The 14,848-nt window shown below is 66.2% G+C and carries 13 protein-coding genes; 7 read left to right on the top strand and 6 right to left on the bottom strand.

Annotation, left to right across the window (positions count from 1 at the left end; all coding sequences use genetic code 11):
* Positions 1 to 265: 265 nt before the first annotated feature.
* Positions 266 to 1,477 carry a glutamine-hydrolyzing carbamoyl-phosphate synthase small subunit gene (gene carA / locus ACN0WF_RS02155; protein WP_417771120.1) on the bottom strand — a complete coding sequence of 404 codons (1,212 nt, stop codon included), beginning with the start codon at positions 1,475 to 1,477 and terminating at the stop codon, positions 266 to 268.
* A 242-nt stretch (positions 1,478 to 1,719) separates the two neighbouring features.
* Between carA and ACN0WF_RS02150 the strand changes: the two genes are divergently transcribed.
* The 5 genes from ACN0WF_RS02150 to ACN0WF_RS02130 all read left to right on the top strand — a co-directional run bounded on the left by ACN0WF_RS02150 (position 1,720) and on the right by ACN0WF_RS02130 (position 9,081).
* On the top strand, positions 1,720 to 2,175 hold the full coding sequence (locus ACN0WF_RS02150) for a GatB/YqeY domain-containing protein (RefSeq protein ID WP_417771119.1): 456 nt from the start codon (positions 1,720 to 1,722) through the stop codon (positions 2,173 to 2,175).
* 295 nt (positions 2,176 to 2,470) lie between these two features.
* A complete protein-coding gene (gene dnaG, locus ACN0WF_RS02145) occupies positions 2,471 to 4,474 on the top strand; it encodes a DNA primase (protein ID WP_417771118.1) in 2,004 nt (667 codons plus the stop codon).
* 604 nt (positions 4,475 to 5,078) lie between these two features.
* Positions 5,079 to 7,118: an RNA polymerase sigma factor RpoD gene (gene rpoD / locus ACN0WF_RS02140; RefSeq protein WP_417771117.1), complete on the top strand. Its 2,040-nt coding sequence runs from the start codon at positions 5,079 to 5,081 to the stop codon at positions 7,116 to 7,118.
* Positions 7,119 to 7,158: 40 nt separating this feature from the next.
* Positions 7,159 to 7,581, top strand: a complete 423-nt coding sequence (locus tag ACN0WF_RS02135) for a hypothetical protein (protein WP_417771116.1) — start codon at positions 7,159 to 7,161, stop codon at positions 7,579 to 7,581.
* 180 nt (positions 7,582 to 7,761) lie between these two features.
* Positions 7,762 to 9,081, top strand: coding sequence for a DUF930 domain-containing protein (locus ACN0WF_RS02130; protein WP_417771115.1), 1,320 nt, complete (start codon positions 7,762 to 7,764; stop codon positions 9,079 to 9,081).
* A 28-nt stretch (positions 9,082 to 9,109) separates the two neighbouring features.
* On the opposite strand, the gene cueR is transcribed toward ACN0WF_RS02130, so the two are convergent.
* Entirely contained in the window at positions 9,110 to 9,493 is a 384-nt protein-coding gene (gene cueR, locus ACN0WF_RS02125) for a Cu(I)-responsive transcriptional regulator (protein WP_417771114.1), read from the bottom strand.
* A gap of 573 nt (positions 9,494 to 10,066) precedes the next feature.
* Here cueR and ACN0WF_RS02120 point away from each other — a divergent pair.
* Positions 10,067 to 10,456 carry a DoxX family protein gene (locus tag ACN0WF_RS02120; RefSeq protein ID WP_417771113.1) on the top strand — a complete coding sequence of 130 codons (390 nt, stop codon included), beginning with the start codon at positions 10,067 to 10,069 and terminating at the stop codon, positions 10,454 to 10,456.
* A 107-nt stretch (positions 10,457 to 10,563) separates the two neighbouring features.
* The gene (locus ACN0WF_RS02115) at positions 10,564 to 11,661 is read left to right on the top strand and encodes an NAD(P)/FAD-dependent oxidoreductase (protein ID WP_417771112.1); all 1,098 of its coding nucleotides are present in this window, start codon (positions 10,564 to 10,566) and stop codon (positions 11,659 to 11,661) included.
* Between the two features lie 34 nt (positions 11,662 to 11,695).
* Here the strand turns inward: ACN0WF_RS02115 and ACN0WF_RS02110 are convergent, their stop codons facing one another.
* From ACN0WF_RS02110 to ACN0WF_RS02095, 4 genes are all read right to left on the bottom strand, one after another.
* Entirely contained in the window at positions 11,696 to 12,223 is a 528-nt protein-coding gene (locus tag ACN0WF_RS02110; protein ID WP_417771111.1) for a cytochrome b, read from the bottom strand.
* Between the two features lie 191 nt (positions 12,224 to 12,414).
* Entirely contained in the window at positions 12,415 to 13,284 is an 870-nt protein-coding gene (gene speE / locus ACN0WF_RS02105) for a polyamine aminopropyltransferase (RefSeq protein ID WP_417771110.1), read from the bottom strand.
* On the bottom strand, positions 13,281 to 13,805 hold the full coding sequence (gene speD, locus ACN0WF_RS02100) for an adenosylmethionine decarboxylase (RefSeq protein ID WP_417771109.1): 525 nt from the start codon (positions 13,803 to 13,805) through the stop codon (positions 13,281 to 13,283). The genes speE and speD overlap by 4 nt, the downstream gene beginning before the upstream one ends.
* Before the next feature lie 237 nt (positions 13,806 to 14,042).
* A complete protein-coding gene (locus tag ACN0WF_RS02095) occupies positions 14,043 to 14,780 on the bottom strand; it encodes an SIMPL domain-containing protein (RefSeq protein WP_417771108.1) in 738 nt (245 codons plus the stop codon).
* Between the last annotated feature and the right edge of the window lie 68 nt (positions 14,781 to 14,848).

Here is a 14,848-nt window from a genome sequence, read left to right as displayed (position 1 = left end):
CAGGGCCCGCGAGCAATGTGCCCATGATCTGCCTGCCCGGGTTCTGACCCCAGCCGGGAGTCGCGACATTCGCGACTGGCGATTTCATGGCCTAGCAAAAAAGCGCTTCCGGCGACCCGCCGGAGGCGCTTTTTGTTTTGGGGGGGGGGCGGTTCGTTTGCCGTGTGGCGCGCCGGCCCTTGCTGGGGCCGGGACCGGGCGTGGAAACGAAAACGGGCAGTCCCAAGGACTGCCCGTTCGAAACGTTTCTGTCTTTCCGGCGCCCTCAGGCGACGACGTCCTTTTCCGGGATCGCCTCTTCGCCCTTGCGCGCGCGCATCAGGTTGGTGAAGCGGCGGAACAGGTAGTGGCTGTCGCGCGGGCCGGGCGAGGCCTCAGGGTGATACTGCACCGAGAAGACCGGCTTGTCCTTGAGGCGCAGGCCGCAATTGGAGCCGTCGAAGAGCGAGACATGTGTCTCCTCGACGGTGGCCGGCAGGCTCTTGGCGTCAACGGCGAACCCATGGTTCATCGAGGTGATCTCGACCTTGCCCGTGGTGCGGTCGAACACCGGATGGTTGGCGCCGTGGTGGCCCTGGTGCATCTTCAAGGTGGTGCCGTCGAGCGCAAGCGCGAGCATCTGGTGGCCGAGGCAGATGCCGAAGACCGGCAGGCCGCTGTCGACGATCTCGCGGATCACCGGCACGGCGTATGTGCCGGTCGCGGCCGGGTCGCCCGGGCCGTTGGACAGGAATACGCCGTCAGGCTTGCGCGACAGCACGTCCTGCGCCGAGGCGTCGGCCGGCAGGACGGTGACCTTGCAGCCGGCGTCGGTCAGCAGGCGCAGGATGTTGCGCTTGATGCCGTAATCGAGCACGACGACGTTGAACTCACCCTCGGGCTTCTCGCCGTAGCCCAGCTCCCACTGCCAACTGGTCTGCGTCCAGTTGTAGCTCTGGGTGGCGCTGACGTCCTTGGCAAGGTCCATGCCGACGAGGCCGGGCCAGGCGGCGGCGGCCTGCTTCAGCGCCTCGATGTCAAAGTTGCCGTCCGGCGAATGGGCGATCACCGCATTGGCAGCGCCGGTCTCGCGGATCAGGGCCGTCAGGGCGCGGGTGTCGACGCCGGTCATGGCGACGATGCCGCGGGCTTTCAGCCAGGCATCGAAGTGACGGGCGGAGCGGTAGTTGGACGGTTCGCTCACTTCGGCGCGCATGATCGCGCCGCGAACGCCGGATGCTGCCGCCATGTTGACGGTCTCGACATCCTCGTCGTTCGTCCCCACATTTCCGATGTGCGGGAAGGTGAAGGTCACGATCTGTCCGGCGTAGGACGGATCGGTGAGGATTTCCTCATAGCCGGTCAGCGCGGTGTTGAAGCACACCTCGGCGCAGGCCTGACCGACGGCACCAAGGCCCTGGCCCTCGATCACGGTCCCGTCGGCCAGGACCAGTACGGCCGTGGTCGGCGTCGCGGACCAGACGTCTGCGGTCGTCATTGTGTTGCTTTCTCGGTCGGTTCGGTGACAATCTGGCGGTCAACGCGCCTTGACGGATCGGTATTCTGGTGTCAACGGTGCGTCAAGCGCGGCACTTTATGGGAAGCGCGCTTAGGGGTCAACTGTTGGCTTGTTAATAATAATCTCGATAAATCAACGTCTTAAGCAAGGGGCTTTCGCGAACTTCTTTCCGCTGCGAAGGGCGGTAGGCAATGGGCGCGAGGCAGACGGCAGGGCAGAGCATGCGTGAACGGATCGATGCGGCGTTGCAGGACGCCGTGGGCAGCGACAACAAGCGCCGGGCGGCGACATTGCGCCTGGTGCTTGCCGCGATCAAGGACCGCGAGGCGCGGGCCCGCGAACTTGGTCATGACGGCATGCCGGAAGCCGAGGTTCTCGACATTCTCAACAAGATGGTGCGCCAGCGCGAGGCCTCCGTGCGCGACTACGAAGAGGCTGGCCAGCTCGAACTTGCCGAGCAGGAGCGCGAGGAAGTCGCCATCATCAACGAGTTCCTGCCGAGCCAGTTCGACGCCAAGGCGATGCAGGTCGCCTGCGAGGACGTGGTGCGCGACATCAGCGCCAACGGACTGCGCGACATGGGACGCTGCATGAACGCGCTGAAGCAGCGCTACCCGGGACAGATGGACTTCGTGCGCGCCAGCTGCGTGGTCAAGGATCTGCTGCGCACCGAGTGACGCCGGGCCGGCCGTGTGTCGCCTGGCCCTGAACTTTTCCCCTCTTATGCACAATGCACGCATCGGCTTTTGTGGGCGCGCTCTTGCGCCTCGAAAGCGTGGATTTGCCTCGCTTTCGCGCCCACATCGGTGGGTGCGTGCCGCCGTCGTCCGCTGTAGGGTTGGACGCTGCCGGTGCTAAGCCGATATATGCAGGAAGCTTGTCTGTCGGGTTTGGCGTTGTGCCGGCCGGCAGCGCCTTCCCTCGCGTGCCATGGCATGTGGGCGTGGGCCATCCAGACGTTCGGACGCTTTCATGCGCTTTTCGCCCAACCTCCTTGACGAGATCCGTGCAAGGCTTCCGCTTTCGGAGGTGGTGGGCCGGCGTGTCTCGTGGGACCGGCGCAAGTCGCAGCCGGCGCGTGGAGACTTCTGGGCCTGCTGCCCGTTCCACCAGGAAAAGACACCGAGCTTTCACGTCGACGACCGGCGCGGGCGCTACAAGTGCTTCGGCTGCGGAGCGTCGGGGGATCATTTCCGTTTCCTGACCGAAACCGAGGGGCTGAACTTCCCCGAGGCGGTCGAGCGGCTTGCCGGGGACGCCGGCGTCGTGCTTCCGGCTCCTGATCCGCGCGAGGCGGCGCGTGCCGAGCGCCGGGCCAGCCTTGCCGACATCTGCGAGATGGCGGCGCGCTTCTTCCAGGACCAGCTCACGCTTTCCGGCGGCGAAGCGGCGCGCGCCTATGTGGCCAGGCGCCGGCTCAAGCCCGAGACCCTGCGCGAGTTCCGCATCGGCTTCGCTCCGTCGGGGCGTGATGCGCTGAAACGGCACCTCGCCTCGAAGGGCGTGGAGGAGGCGGACATGGTGGAGGCGGGACTGGTGATCCGCCCCGACGACGGACGCGCCTCCTACGACCGGTTTCGCAACCGGTTGATGATCCCGATCCAGGACGACCGCGCCCGCGTCATCGCCTTCGGCGGGCGCACGCTCGACCCGGATGGTCAGCCGAAATATCTGAACTCGCCGGAGACCCCGCTCTTCCACAAGGGCACGATGGTCTTCAACTTCCACCGCGCCCGCGAGCCGGCCCACAAGAGCGGCCAGGCGATCGTCGTGGAGGGGTATCTCGATGCCATCGCCGTATGGCAGGCGGGCATGGGCAATGTGGTCGCAGCCCTGGGCACGGCCTTCACCGAGGAGCAGGTGGGGCGGTTGTGGCGGCTGTCGCCGGAGCCGGTGATCTGTTTCGACGGCGACGCGGCCGGCGTCGGCGCCGCCCATCGGGCGGTCGACCGCATTCTTCCCGGCCTCAGGAGCGGTCACTCGTTCGGCTTCGTCTTCCTGCCCGACGGCAAGGACCCGGACGATCTGATCATCGAGGGCGGGCCTCCCGCCTTTGCGCGCGCGCTCGGCGAGGCGCGCCCGCTCATCGATGTCATGTGGGAGCGCGAGATCGCGCTGGCGCGTATCGACACGCCCGAGCGCCGCGCGGCGCTGGAGAAGTCGCTCGATGACCTGATCCGCACCATCGCCGACGAACGGGTGCGGCGCGGCTATCAGCTCGACATCCGCCTGCGCCTGTCGAACCTCTTCTATCAGCAGAGCCGGGCGCGGCGTGGTGCCCAGGGCGGTGGCGGCAATCGCGGCGGGCAGCAGGGGCAGGCCGGTGCCGAGCCTTCCGCACAGGCGCGCGGCTCCGATCTTCCCGACAGCTCGATGTTCGGCAATGAGCGCACTTTGTGCGGATTGTGCCTGCGCTATCCCGAACTGCTCGAGCGTCATGTGGAGCGTGTCAGCCGGGCGGTCTTCGGCGACACGCTGCACGCGCGTTTTCGCGACGAGCTCTGCCGCATCGCGACCGAACTGGAGGACCAGCCGGTCAACGGCTTCTTCGAGACGCTCGATGCGCGCTTCTACCAGATCCTGAGCGAGGCGCTCGATGGCGAGAGCCGTGGCGAGGAAGGCCGGGCGGGCGGGACTGCGGGAAGCGCCGCCCGCTTTCGCGATCTCTTGCAGCGCCTGCCGATCCTGCGTCACGATCCGCCGGCAGATTTTATCGAGGACCTCTTCGTTCACCTGCTCGACGTGCTCGAGACGCGGGCGCTGGCGGAGGAGCTGGATGCCGATCTTGGCGCGCTCGACGAGGCGCTCGACGAGGATGCCTGGCAGCGCGTTCGCGCCCAGTCGCAGGACCTGGCGCGGCGGCGGGAGGAATGCGCCCGCGACGAACAGGATCTCGCCGACAGGGCCAAGGTGATCCGGGCCGCGCAACCGGCTCCGCGTCCCCCGTCGGTCGCCGCGATGCAGGGGCGCGCCTGACGTACAGTCCGTGATCGGCTGTTTCGCCTGTTGATAGCGTGCCGAATCAATTGACGGCAACGAATCGCTCTTGCGAATCCGGGTCTTTGCGCTACATAGATCCTTCATGCAGCAAACGGCACCGCGCATGGCAGGTCACGGGCGATACGACCCATCAAGACCATATGCCAACAATGCGGCACGAAATCATCACGCTGCGCGAAGCCCTAGATCAACGGGCGCCGGTCCCTCGGACCGGACGGCCAGGGGTTGGTCGTTTTCAGAAAGCTGGAGCAACAGGTTCGCCTCACGCGGGCCGGGTTTGTTTCGGAGCGGAGCCAGATCTCCGGATGACACCCGGTTTGCGGGTGCAACGGCGAGACGCTTTGCGTCCGCAGCTTGTCGAAACGATTGGCAGGGTTAAGTGGCACTTAACGGTCACCGAATAAATGTCTGACTGAATGTTCCGTGCGCCGGCCCGACAGGCCGCTCGCGGGCGAGGTCGACATTTGGTTTGCCGGTTGTCCCATGGCGGGTGGGACAGATCGACGGCGAGCCGCGGCGACCTGAACGACGTGACGAACGACAGCACCGGGCCCTTGGGGCTCGCGGGCCGGAGAGAAACATGGCAGCGAAAGCAACCCAGGCGGAAGACACCCAGGAAACTCCGAGCGAGAGCTCTGACGGTCCGCTTCTCGATTTGTCGGATGCCGCTGTCAAGCGGATGATCAAGGTCGCGAAGAAGCGCGGCTATGTGACCTACGAAGAGCTGAACGAGGTGCTTCCCTCCGAGGAGGTGACCTCCGAGCAGATCGAGGACACGATGGCGATGCTCTCCGACATGGGCATCAACGTCATCGAGGAAGAAGAGGCCGAGGAGGCCCAGTCCGAGGAGAACCGCGAGGCAGGCGGCGATCTGGTCGAGGCCAGCACCACCGCCGTCGCCAAGGCGCCGGCCAAGGAGCCCGCCGACCGGACAGACGATCCCGTGCGCATGTACCTGCGCGAGATGGGGTCGGTCGAGCTGTTGTCGCGCGAGGGCGAGATTGCCATCGCCAAGCGCATCGAGGCCGGTCGCGAGGCGATGATCGCCGGTCTGTGCGAAAGCCCGCTGACCTTCCAGGCCATCATCATCTGGCGTGACGAGCTCAACGAGGGCAAGGTCCTCCTGCGCGACATCATCGACCTCGAAGCGACCTATGCCGGTCCCGATTTCAAGGCCGAGGGCGCCGAGGACGAGAGCGAAGACGGCGAGGACGGCGCGACCGAGGGCAGCGCAGGCACGCCCGGCGCCAAGAACGAGGAAAACGGCGGCTCTTCCGGCGAGGCCAATGCCAACACCAACGCGGATGGCGAGGGAGACGGCGACGGCGATGACGACGATGAGTTCGAGGCGAACATCTCGCTTTCGGCCATGGAGACGGAGCTGAAGCCGAAGGTCCTGGAGACCTTCGACCGCGTTGCCGACGACTACAAGAAGTTGCGCCGCCTGCAGGACCAGCTTGTCGAGAACAAGCTCGCCAACAAGACGCTGTCGCCTTCGCAGGAGCGCCGCTACAAGAAGCTCAAGGACGACATCATCACCGATGTGAAGAGCCTGTCGCTCAACCAGCAGCGCATCGACGCGCTGGTGGCGCAGCTCTATGACATCAACAAGCGGCTGATGGGCTACGAGGGCCGGTTGCTGCGTCTCGCCGATAGCCATGGCGTCGACCGCACTGACTTCCTCAAGCAGTATCAGGGCAACGAGCTCGATCCGAACTGGATCCGCAAGGTCGCCAATCTCGCCTCCAAGGGCTGGAAGAACTTCGTCGCCTCCGAGAAGGAGATGATCCGCGAGCTGCGTCAGGAGATTCAGGACCTGGCCTCGGAGACCGGTCTGGAGACGGCCGAGTTCCGTCGCATCGTGTCGATGGTGCAGAAGGGTGAGCGCGAGGCGCGCATCGCCAAGAAGGAGATGGTCGAGGCGAACCTGCGTCTCGTGATCTCCATCGCCAAGAAGTACACGAACCGCGGGCTGCAGTTCCTGGATCTCATCCAGGAGGGCAACATCGGCCTGATGAAGGCGGTCGACAAGTTCGAGTACCGGCGCGGTTACAAGTTCTCGACCTATGCCACATGGTGGATCCGACAGGCGATCACCCGCTCGATCGCCGACCAGGCTCGCACCATCCGTATTCCGGTGCACATGATCGAGACGATCAACAAGATCGTGCGCACCTCGCGCCAGATGCTGCACGAGATCGGTCGCGAGCCGACCCCGGAAGAGCTGGCCGAGAAGCTGCAGATGCCGCTGGAGAAGGTTCGCAAGGTCCTCAAGATCGCCAAGGAGCCGATCTCGCTCGAGACGCCGATTGGCGACGAGGAAGACAGCCATCTGGGCGACTTCATCGAGGACAAGAATGCGGTCCTGCCGATCGACGCGGCGATCCAGTCGAACCTGCGGGAGACGACGACACGGGTGCTTGCCTCGCTCACGCCGCGCGAGGAGCGCGTGCTGCGCATGCGCTTCGGCATCGGCATGAACACCGACCACACGCTGGAAGAAGTCGGCCAGCAGTTCTCGGTGACGCGCGAGCGTATTCGCCAGATCGAGGCCAAGGCGCTCAGGAAGCTGAAGCACCCGTCCCGGTCGCGCAAGCTTCGTTCGTTCCTCGACAGCTAAGACCAGGGCATGGCACAGGCGGGACAGCCGTCCGTCCGGCATGGGGCGTGATGGCCGCCTGCTGCCATGCCTGCTTCCCGCCAGCGTGGCGGTTGCTGCACCTGTTGCCTGGGGCGTGTGGGTCGCCGTTGCCTGCTTCGCCCTTGCCTTCGCCTGCGACACTCTCGTCCGGCTGCCCTTCGCGGAGCGGCTCGGCGCGGCCGGCCGGAAGATCGCGGCCTTGAGCGCAGGCAAGCAGGCCTCGCTTGATTTCACGGTCGGGAATCCGCGCGCCAGAACGCGGCGCGGCTGTCGATTGCGGCTCATTCTTGCCGATCTTCCCTGGATGTATTCCCAGATCCGCCATTTTGCCGAGAACCTGCGCGAACGGCTTGTGCCGGGATCGCGGATCGTGGCAAGCGGACGTGGTACGTGGATGGGTGTGGTCTTCGAAGGCGTGCGTATCGTCGGGGACGAGCGTTAGGCAGTGCAGGGCTCTATGGCAGGCGAAAACCCGCAGGACGACGACAGGAGCCGCGTGGGGCCGGCCACGCGGCCTGACGCGCGGCCTGACGCGCGCGCCATGGCGGCTGATATGCCTGCGGTCTCACCCGCAGTGCCAGGCGAGGACAAGGTCCCGAGCGAAACCTTCTGGATGCGGCCCATGGGCGCGGGCCTCGCGCTTTCGCTCCTGCTGCATCTGGCGGCGGGCTACCTGTTCGTTCATGGGGTCGAGGTCTCGCGCACGCTTCCCGGGTTCACCGAGGAGCCCGTCGAGGTGGTGATGGTCTCGCCCGAGGAGGCCGCGGCAGCGAAGGACCCTCCACCACCCCCGCAGGAGCAGGCCCGGGAAGAAGAAGCGCCCCCGCCCCCTGATGAGGACAAGGCCGAGGTCGTGGAAGAGCCCGAGCCCGCGGCAGCGGCCCCCGAGCCTGAGCCCAAGCCGCAAACCGATGCGGAGCAGGAGCCCGAAGAGACGGCAGCCGAGGAGCAGAAGCCCGAGCAGCCCCCCGAGCAGCCCCCTGAGCAGCAACCGCCCGAGACAGAAACACCGCAGGAGCAGCCCGCGGCCCCACCGGAGGGGGAGGCGCCTGAGGAGCAGATGCGGCGTGTCCTGCAGCCGGTGACCGAATTTGGCGAGGAGGACAGCGGCAACCAGGAGCTGGACGGCGACGGCGCACGCGAGGCGCAGCCGCTTGAGCACGGTGCGCGCGACAAGGAGCCCGGATCCGAAACCGAGGGCGCACCCGAGGAGGAGACACCGGCCGAGACGGCGGATCAGACCGCCGAAGCATCTCCCTCCGAGATGGTTGGCGAGGCCCCCGAGGTCGCCGGGGATACCGCCGACACTGCCTCCCAGGAGCCGCCAGTTGCACAGGAGACGCAGGAGCCCGAGGCCGTGCCCGCCCCGGCACCCGAAGTTCTGGCGGCCGAGGCCTCCGGGGAGGATGGTCTTGCCGGAGAGGCCGCGCCGGGAACGCCGACAGGCGCTGGCGTTGTTGCCCTGCCGCCGCAAAAACCCGTCGACATTGCCGCGATCGCGGCCCGGGCGAGGGGCGCGCCGTCCGGTGCGGCGCTGCCGGGAACGCTGCCGCCGGGTGTCTCGGTTTCCGGGGCAGGCGGCACCACCTCGGCGCGCCAGCTCTTTTCCCATGCGCTGTCGCAGGACCCGCGGGTGCGCGCAGCCATGCGCGGCATGGGCCATGCGGCGCGGGCCGATCTCCTGTGCATGACGGAGCTGCGCAGCCAGTTGCGCAGCGGCCGGCCGTCCTACAATCCCGACCTGCTGCCCTCGTTCCGCCTGCGCACGGGCAATGTGCTGGAGCCGAAGCGGGCGGCGTTTCGCGCCAATGGGCTCTGGTACGAACTCGCCTTCCGCTGCGAGCTCAATGCCGAGATCACCCGGGTGGAGACCTTCAGCTACCGGGTCGGTGCGCCGGTACCGCGCGTGGAATGGGCCGAGCGGGGCTTTCCGGCCAATTGAGATCCGACCACCTGACTGGGGCCTGCTGTCAGCGGGCGAGATCGTCGAGGATTGGGCAATCGGGGCGGTCGTCGCCGTGGCAGCAGGCGACAAGGCGGGAAAGCGTCGCCTTCATCGTCTCCAGCTCGGCGATCTTGCGCTCGACCTCGCGGATCTTCTCCTGTGCCACCTTCTTCACGTCGGCGCTGGCGCGCTGCTCGTTGTCATAGAGCGAGATCAGTGACCGGCATTCCTCGATGGTGAAGCCGAGGCCGCGGGCGCGCTGGAGAAAGCGCAGCCGGTGCACGTCGCTGTCGGAATAGTCACGATAGCCGTTGGCCGCGCGCGCCGGACGGATAAGGGCGATGTCCTCATAGTAGCGGATGGTCTTTGCCGGCAGCTCGGAGCGCACGGCCGCCTCGCCGATGTTCATGGGCACGGTCTCCTGTTCTCGTCCCTCCTATCTGGGCCTTCCCGTTACTGGAAGGTCAAGGGCTCTGCCTCGCGCGCCGCGTCACCACACAGGTGGAAAAGTCGGATTTCCCTGAAAGGAAGTTGTCGTCTTGCGTCATGCTCGTCAGACTGGCGAGGGTGAAGGGCATTGCGGGCGCGTGTGGTGGATAGGGAAGAGCGGCTGGAGATCGGCAGTCGATATGAGTTGCAAAACTGGTTGGCGGGAAACCCTGTCGACTGGGCGCAGTCGATTGCCGTGAGGGCGGCGCTCAGGGTCATTCCGTTGGTTTTCAGGATCCACGAGGCTCCTGACGGGCGCGCTGGCCTCGGCTCAAAGCAGGGCTTGATCTTGCTGGCTTTCAGGACACCCCGCCCGCGCCGTTTCCTCTTGTCTCTCCCGCCCTCCATTCAGTGGACAGGGGCGCGCGGCGGGCGGTTGGGGCTGGGGCGGTGCCTGCATGCCTGCTAGGCTTTCGGCTGGACGGTTTCCGTCCGCTCGCCAGTCGCGCGCGCCGATCCGCCGTTTCCGCGCAATGCCCATTCGGAGATCCTCATGACTTTTCTGCGTTCCTATTCGCCGTTTCTTCTCAGCGTGCTGCGGATCATGTCCGGTGCCCTGTTCCTGCAGCACGGCACGACCAAGCTGCTGTCCTTCCCCGTGACCCAGATGTCGGGTGTCAACGTGATGACCATGCCTGGCGCCGCCGGTATCTTCGAATTGGTCTGCGGCGCGCTTCTGGTGCTTGGCCTCTTCACCCGTCCGGCTGCGTTTCTGGCCTCCGGCACGATGGCGGTTGCCTATTTCCTCGCCCACGCGCCGCGCGATTTCTATCCGATCCTGAACGGTGGCGAGCTTGCGGCACTGTACTGCTTCACGTTCCTCTATATCGCCGCTGCCGGCCCGGGGCCGCTCAGCATCGACCGGCTGCGCGGCGCGGCCTGAGGAAGACGTCTTCGCGACGATGCCCCGTGCGGTCTCCGTGCGGGGTTTTTCTTTTGCGGGGAGGGGGTTACAAGAGTGTCCGCGCTCCTTGCCGTGAGGTTTTCGCCATGAAGGTCATCGTCGTTGGCGCCGGCATCGCCGGCCTTTCCACCGCCTGGGCGCTCACGCGGCGCGGCGTCGAGGTCACGCTTCTGGAGCAGGGGCCGATACCCAATCCGCTTTCCGCCTCCGGCGACCAGCACCGGGTGATCCGGCGCGCCTATGGCGGGCACACAGGCTACCAGCGGCGCATCGACGAAGCCTTTGACGCCTGGGATGAGCTCTGGTCGGATCTCGGCGAAAAGCATCTGGTCGACACGGGCTTCCTGCTGATTTCGCAAACGGGCGCCGACGAGGCGATTGCCTCGCGCGACAGTCTCGAAGCGGGCGGTTATCCGGTCGAGCGGATGACGGCCGCGGAGGTGGCGGGCCGTCATCCCTTCCTCGACGGAGAGGCGATCCATTCGGCCGCCTTCAGTCCGGAAGGCGGCGTGCTGCTGTGTCGCGGGGTCGGTTCCGGCATCCTCGACTGGCTGCGGCGGGCGGGGGCGGATGTGCGCGAGAATGCGCAGGTTGTCTCGCTCGACCGGGAGACGGCCAGCGTGCGGCTCGCCGACGGGACTAAGCTTGCCGCCGACCGGCTGGTGGTCGCCGCCGGGGCGTGGGTGCTGAAGCTGCTGCCGGATCTGGCGGACCGGCTCACCGGCTATCGCACGGCGGTGGCCTATCTGACTCCGCCGGAGGACCTGCGCGCCGCCTGGGAGGCATCGCCGGTGCTGCTCGACGTCGGCGGCGCGGTCGAGGGCTATGTCCTGCCGCCGGTCGCTGGCACCGGACTGAAGGTCGGCGCCGGCATTCACAAGGTGCCTTGCGGCCCGGATGCGCGCCGGGAGGCGGAGACCGGGGAAGGCGCGCGCCTGCGCGGGTATTTCTCCCCGCCCTTCGCCCGGATCGACGACTATGCCGTCGCCGAGGTGGTGACCTGCGCCTACACGTTCACCGAGGACCGGCATTTCTTCGTGGAGGCGGGCGCGCGCACCACGGTTGTTTCCGCCTGTTCCGGCCATGGCTACAAGTTCGGGGCGGCGGTGGGGCGGCGTGTCGCCGAAGGGGTGCTCTCCGGCGACGGTGCGGCACTTTCCGCCTGGCTTGCGGCGCGCGATTGAGAGCGGATGCCGCGTTCGCGCGCGGGGGGGGCGTTCAGCGACGCGTGGGAAGCATCCTGGCCATGACGTCGTCCTTGAGGACGAAGCGATGCCAGAGCGCGGCCAGGACGTGCAGGGAAATCAGCACGATAAAGACCGGCTTCAGCGTCTCGTGGATCTCGCCGGAGATGTGGATGCCCAGATACCAGGCTGCGAGCCCGGTGAGCGGAGCGCCGATCAGCAGGACGTAGAACAGCACGTAGACGGATTTCATCGCGGTGACGAGATGCGGATGCAGGGCATCGGGAGCAGCGGGAGCGCCACGGGCCACGCGCAGGCCGAGGCGCGCGAGCGCCAGGACCAGAACGGCGACCCCGACCCAGATGTGCAGATTGCCCATCAGCCAGACCAGCGTTTCCGGTGTTTTGCCGTCGCGCAGGACATGGCCGTAGTCCTTGATCGATTCCCCGAACACGAGCTGGAAGATGACGAGGGCGGCGATGAGCCAGTGCAGCCCTATCTGCGCGGGACTGTAGCTGGGCGGCGTCGCCCGGGAGTGGATGGAAGGGGAAATCTCGGACATATGGCTACCTCATGGGAAAGGATGGCTGAAACTCTGCGCGCCCGTCCCGTCCCAGGCTGCGTCGGCATTATATTCGCATTGTTTCGCAAATTTGTGCCTGTCCTGTCGCCAATTGTAACGAAGGCGGCGGGCACAAAAAAACGCCCGCGCGGGGCGCGGGCGTCTTCGGTTTTTCAGATGCCCGAGGGCTGTCAGGCCTTGCGGCCTTCCTCGACGATGTCGCGGATGAAGCGCGGCAGCGCGAAGGCCGCCCGGTGCACTTCGGGCGTGTAATAGCGGGTGTCGAGCCCGGCCGCCTCGAAGCGCTGCTCGAGCGTTTCGAGCGACACCTTGCGCAGCTCCGCATTGTCGGTTGCCCAGCCGAGCGCCATGTGACCGCCGAAATATGTCGGGATCGCCGCCACATAGGCGGAGGCGTCCGCATAGATGGCCGAGAAGCGGCGGATCGAGTCGAGCAGTTCGTCGCGCTGCAGGAACGGCACGCCGTTCTGGGTAACGAGCACGCCGCCCGGCTTCAGGCAGCGATGCACCGCGCGGTAGAACTCCTCGGTGAAGAGCACGGCGCCCGGACCCATTGGATCGGTGCTGTCGACCATCACCACGTCGAAGCGGCGGTCGGTCTCGGCGACAAAGCGGGCACCGTCGTCGATGACCAGATCGAAGCGGTCATCCTCGAAGACGGCGGCGTTGAAGTCGCCGAAATGCTCCTTCGAGAAGCTCACCACCGCGTCGTCGATCTCGACCTGTGTCAGGCGCTCGATCGAGGCGTGTTTCAGCGCTTCCTCGGCCATGCCGCAATCGCCACCGCCGATGATCAACACCTCGCGGGCGTCGCCATGGGCAAGGATCGGCACATGCGACATCATCTCGTGATAGATGAACTCGTCGCCGGTCGTCACCTGGGTGACGCCGTCCAGCATCAACACCTTGCCGAAGACCGGGTTGGTGAACAGCACGAGATCCTGATGCTCGGAACGATCCTGGAACAGGATGTTGTCGCACTCGTACTTCACCTCGACGCCCGGATAGAGCGTCTCGTTGAAGACCAGACCCTGGCTCATGCGACCTCCTTGCCGCGCAGCAATTCGCTGACATCCGTACGGCCGGGCGAAAAGGCGCGCTTCAGCACCTCGACGCATTTGTCCGGTTCCGCGTCGCCGCACATGAACACGTCGAATGCGGCGTAGCCCGCCTCCGGCCATGTGTGCACCGAGATGTGACTCTCGGCCAGCACCGCGACGCCGCTCACGCCGGCAGGCTCGAACGGATGCAGATGGATATGCAGAAGCGTCGCTCCCGCCTCCTCGACACAGGTCCGGAGTGTCTCCTCGATATAGGGGAGGTCGTCCAGACGCTCGGCGTCGTAGAGATCGATGATCAGATGTGCTCCTGCGCAGCGCACGCCGGCCTTCTCGATAAAGTGATCGAGGCGGTCGACCTCTGCGGCGACGCGAGGTGCGGTGTAAATCTTGTCTTCCGTATGGGTGGTGCTTCTCGGCTCGACATGGGCGGACACCGTCCGCTCGTTGCAGTCGCGAGCCTCCAAGTCCATCCCCAATTGGAAGAGGCCGTCGTCAGACATGGCGGTCTCCCCAACCAGTAGATGAAACCCGGGTAAGTCCCGAAGAGCTCCGTATAAGGGCCGATTCGGGCAAATTCAATGCCCGCCGGAAATATATTCCGTATATTCGCGCTGACCTTACGGCCGCAGGCGCATCATTTGGGGCAAACGGGCAAAGACTTTCGAAGAACTGTTAGCCGGGTAAGTCGTTTTTGCGTCGAAAGGTCGCGGCGCGGGTGCCCCCGCGCCGCCGTTTCGTTACTGGTTCAGCTCGAAGGAGACGCTGACGCGGATCTCGAGCTCGCTCTCGCCGGCCTCGATCGGAGCCGGTGCGCCGCCATCGGCCATCTTCATTTCGGCGCGTGCCATCATCATCACCGGGCGGGGCGAATAGTCCTGCTCGTTGATGGAGAGCACCCGGCCGAGCTTCGCGCCGGAAGCCTCGGCGTAGATCCGGGCCTTGCGGATGGCGTCTTCCATGGCCTCCTTGCGGGCCGCGTCCTTCAGCTTGTCGGCGCCGCTGACCATGAAGCTGATGCCGCCGATCTGGTTGGCGCCGTCGCGGACCATGACGTCAAGCAGCGTGCCGAGCTTTGACAGGTCGCGCACGCGCACGGAGACCGAGTTGGAGACGCGGTAGCCGATCATCTCCTGGTGGTATTCCTCGCGGGTCTTGGACTTCACCTGGCTGTAGCGCGGCGAGACGTTGAAGCCGGAGGTCTGGATGTCGCGGGGCTCGATGCCGGCTTCCTTGATGCGGTCGATCACCGCGGTCATGGCCTTGCTGTTCGCGGTCATCGCCTCAGCGGCGGTCTTGGCGTCGCTGACGACGCCGCTGGAGACCATCGCCATGTCCGGGGCGGCGCGCACGCTGCCCTGTCCGACCATGTCGATGGTGGCGATGCGGGGCTCGTCGGCGGCCAGCGCCGGCGAGATCGCAAGGGCGGCTGCGGCGGCGAAGATCGCCAGTCGGGGGGCGATGCTGTGGCGGGTCATACGGTCTCTCCGGTGGTGAGGGGCCGGTGTTTCGGCCTGTCATGGATGGCGGGTCCGGCGGGCCCGCC

This window comes from Stappia sp. (genome assembly GCF_048268045.1).
In the GTDB taxonomy this organism is placed as follows: Bacteria; Pseudomonadota; Alphaproteobacteria; order Rhizobiales; family Stappiaceae; genus Stappia.
The sequence above is the reverse complement of the archived record's forward strand: the minus strand, read 5'-3'. Positions and strand labels throughout refer to the sequence as shown.

Coding starts and splice junctions, on each gene's coding strand:
- carA (WP_417771120.1), bottom strand. CDS start 1,477: ATGACGACCGCAGACGTCTGGTCCGCGACGCCGACCACGGCCGTACTG.
- ACN0WF_RS02150 (WP_417771119.1), top strand. CDS start 1,720: ATGCGTGAACGGATCGATGCGGCGTTGCAGGACGCCGTGGGCAGCGAC.
- dnaG (WP_417771118.1), top strand. CDS start 2,471: ATGCGCTTTTCGCCCAACCTCCTTGACGAGATCCGTGCAAGGCTTCCG.
- rpoD (WP_417771117.1), top strand. CDS start 5,079: ATGGCAGCGAAAGCAACCCAGGCGGAAGACACCCAGGAAACTCCGAGC.
- ACN0WF_RS02135 (WP_417771116.1), top strand. CDS start 7,159: ATGGGGCGTGATGGCCGCCTGCTGCCATGCCTGCTTCCCGCCAGCGTG.
- ACN0WF_RS02130 (WP_417771115.1), top strand. CDS start 7,762: ATGGGCGCGGGCCTCGCGCTTTCGCTCCTGCTGCATCTGGCGGCGGGC.
- cueR (WP_417771114.1), bottom strand. CDS start 9,493: ATGAACATCGGCGAGGCGGCCGTGCGCTCCGAGCTGCCGGCAAAGACC.
- ACN0WF_RS02120 (WP_417771113.1), top strand. CDS start 10,067: ATGACTTTTCTGCGTTCCTATTCGCCGTTTCTTCTCAGCGTGCTGCGG.
- ACN0WF_RS02115 (WP_417771112.1), top strand. CDS start 10,564: ATGAAGGTCATCGTCGTTGGCGCCGGCATCGCCGGCCTTTCCACCGCC.
- ACN0WF_RS02110 (WP_417771111.1), bottom strand. CDS start 12,223: ATGTCCGAGATTTCCCCTTCCATCCACTCCCGGGCGACGCCGCCCAGC.
- speE (WP_417771110.1), bottom strand. CDS start 13,284: ATGAGCCAGGGTCTGGTCTTCAACGAGACGCTCTATCCGGGCGTCGAG.
- speD (WP_417771109.1), bottom strand. CDS start 13,805: ATGTCTGACGACGGCCTCTTCCAATTGGGGATGGACTTGGAGGCTCGC.
- ACN0WF_RS02095 (WP_417771108.1), bottom strand. CDS start 14,780: ATGACCCGCCACAGCATCGCCCCCCGACTGGCGATCTTCGCCGCCGCA.